The following is a 2,838-nucleotide window of genomic DNA, read 5'->3' on the forward strand; positions in this document are numbered from 1 at the left end:
ATCTCTGACTCAGCGACTGAGATTAACACTCTGATCGAACCGTTAACCTGGCCAGTGAAGCCCACAGTGGATTTAGCCACCTATCCTGGTCGCCTTACCCTGGCTAATAGCGACGCTGCCCCAGGCACCATTACGGCGAACGTCTCCCCCCTGGATATTTCAGCCCTAGAGGGTATTTCAGGACAATTCTCTCTTGACGATATCAACGGCACCGTTCCCTTCCAAATCACTGCGGGTAGTCTCGCCGCCCATCTAGAAAATACCCCCACAGAAAGTCCTAGCTTGCGCGATCAGCGGGGATTGCTGCGCTCCGCCAGCCGTAATTCCGCATCATCTTCGTTGCTGCACACCCCCCTCATCTTCCAGCGCACCGCCACTGAGGTGTCTAACTATGAGCTGACCTCGTTATTAACGGCGCTTCCCCTCACCGTTGATAATCCCGACATCCCCTGGCAGCTATGGTTTCGAGATGTTCCCATCAACACAACAACCCATCGCTTTAGTCAAAAAGCTGAGAATGTATCTAGAAACGAAGGTCGCTCGCCTGTTGCCGAAGACATTAACGATCCAGACGCCTTCTCACGACATCAAAATTTTCTCAGCGGCTATGAATGGCGGCTGGCCTCCGTTCCCGGCACTGAGCAGACCCAGGATAAAGTCCCAGACTTTTTACCCCTGTTTAACCTGCGATTTTATCCCCTCACCCTGGAGTCGGTAGACTTCAATGCAGATAATACGCAGATTGTTAAAATCGAGATTGTTGGACGTTTACAGCTTCCCCTCACCGATGCCAGCGAACTTACCGATTTAAGTAACGCTGTCCAGCTGACCTTTATAAAAGAAGCAATAGCGGGATCAACAGAAGAATCAACGGCCCTGCGGTTAGAGGCTATTGCCCTGGTGGCCGATACCGACAATAAGACCCCTCAGAACGAGTGGCCCCTGGCTTTGCAGGCCGGTGAGATTACCCATGCGCCTCGCCTTACCTGGTCCGACATTAGGCTGGGGCAGAATAGCAGCGGTCCCATTCTGGCTATTAGCGGTGTGCGGATCCAGTTTTTCTTGTTTAATGTGGCCTGGTCACTGCCGTTATCGAATCCCCTTGAGTTTCCAGCAGCAGACATCGTTGAACTCGAGGCCACCTATGATGGATTCTCCCTGGCAGATGATACGCCCTTAGCTCCTCAGGCCGTCAATATGACGCTGAATCTGGCCAGCTATGTCCATCGGGTTGATCTTCAGCTGAGGGTCCGTTTAGGGGAACAGCGCTCATCGGCTGTTGCGGTACGCACCAGTGCAGAACAGGTGCCCTTTACCGCCCACATTAATATTCTGCTGCTGTCTGTTGACCCGGCCCCATCCGCCCAGATTCCCACCACCTGGGAAAGCATCACCCTATTTGACGACCTGATCATAGACCCGCTGCAGCCTGATAAAAGTCTGGTCTTAACCCCAACCGCTTTCCAACTGCAGTGGAAAAACTACGCCACCCGAGATCAAAATACTGTTCCACAGTTTCTCTCTGGCATGCCCCTGGCAGATGCCCAAGAAGCCCCTGGCTTTGCTGCCCTGACCTTTGAGGCCGTCGAAAAAGGTGAGGCCAGCGGCGATAGATCTGACGAGGCCCAGTTTCCCACCCTCCAACTCAAAACGGCTGTTGTTGAGCTGTTGCTCACCTGTCAGTGGGGAGACTTTTTGCAGGTACCCGATGTGGCTGGGCTGGCCAGCAGCGATAACTTGAGCGATCGCGTATTTAAGTCTTCAGCGGGGAGACTGGTGGTGGGCTACACCACTCAATGGCAAACCAATGCCTGGCAGGAGTCATTCCTACTTAATGGCTTTTTAGAAGTGACCAATCTGATCTCCTGGCCCCAGGAGTTTACCTACTCAGAGGAGGATGACCTGGCGGTGCTCAGATTTCCGGCACTGCCGTCGCTGGATGTGGGGGCCGGGTTGCGATCGCTAAATCATCGGCGTCACACCATTCGCATTTTATTCAACCAGCATCAAATTCCCAATGCCCTGCTTACGATCGGGCGCGGCGTCACCCTCTTCCAATTTGCCCCCAGCCAGGCCTGGCAGCTGCTTGCTGTCGTCGAACATCAGCTAGTCGATATCCACGCCAGTCCGGCTCAGGCCGCTGAACGCATATCCATCGAACGCGTCGCTAACGATCGGCGCTGGACCGTCGTTCAGGAAGTACGCCTGACCACCCCTGATCACTTCCGCCAGTTTCTCACCTCCCTGAGTACCGGCAACACCCTTGACCCAGGAGAGGGTATCGCCACCCTTGGAGCGGCAAACCAGGGCTATCTCTCCACTAAGCTGCAGGCAATGCTCCTCTCCGGCGACAGTCCTGCCCTCAATGTTCTGCCTGACAATACCCTACTGGTCGAGGCCAGTGCCCCCCACTGGGTCAACCAAACCCCAGTCACTACCACCAGCGCCACCACCCTGCAATTTTTGCCCAATGGCAACCAGCTAGCGATTCTAAGCAATCCCCAGGACTATGGCCCCAGCGATCCGCGCGACCCCCAATGGCTGCTGTTGACCATGCCCTTCCTGGGACGTCTTCAGCATACCGCTGACGATTTCAGCCGCAGCGCCTCCCCGCTCCAGGTAGACCCCATCCATCTTCTATCTACCGCCGACATCCCCTCCCCTCTGGCCCTGGCCCTGACCCACTGGGTCGAAGATGTCCCCATGGATATTTTAGTACCCGGTCTTGACACCGCCCCAGGACGCACCTGGGCCAGGCTTGATCCCCTGACCCTCGAAGAAAATTGGTTTCGCCTCCAAAATCCCCTACCGGATATTCCAGCAGCGTCTTCCCAGACA

General features: G+C 55.3%; 1 protein-coding gene. It reads left to right on the forward strand.

Annotation, left to right across the window (positions count from 1 at the left end):
- A partial coding sequence (locus IQ260_RS29495; RefSeq protein WP_193996618.1) for a hypothetical protein occupies nucleotides 1-2,838 on the forward strand: 2,838 nt, incomplete at both ends.

It is taken from the genome of Leptolyngbya cf. ectocarpi LEGE 11479 (assembly GCF_015207065.1).
Classification (GTDB): domain Bacteria; phylum Cyanobacteriota; class Cyanobacteriia; order Phormidesmidales; family Phormidesmidaceae; genus Leptothoe; species Leptothoe ectocarpi.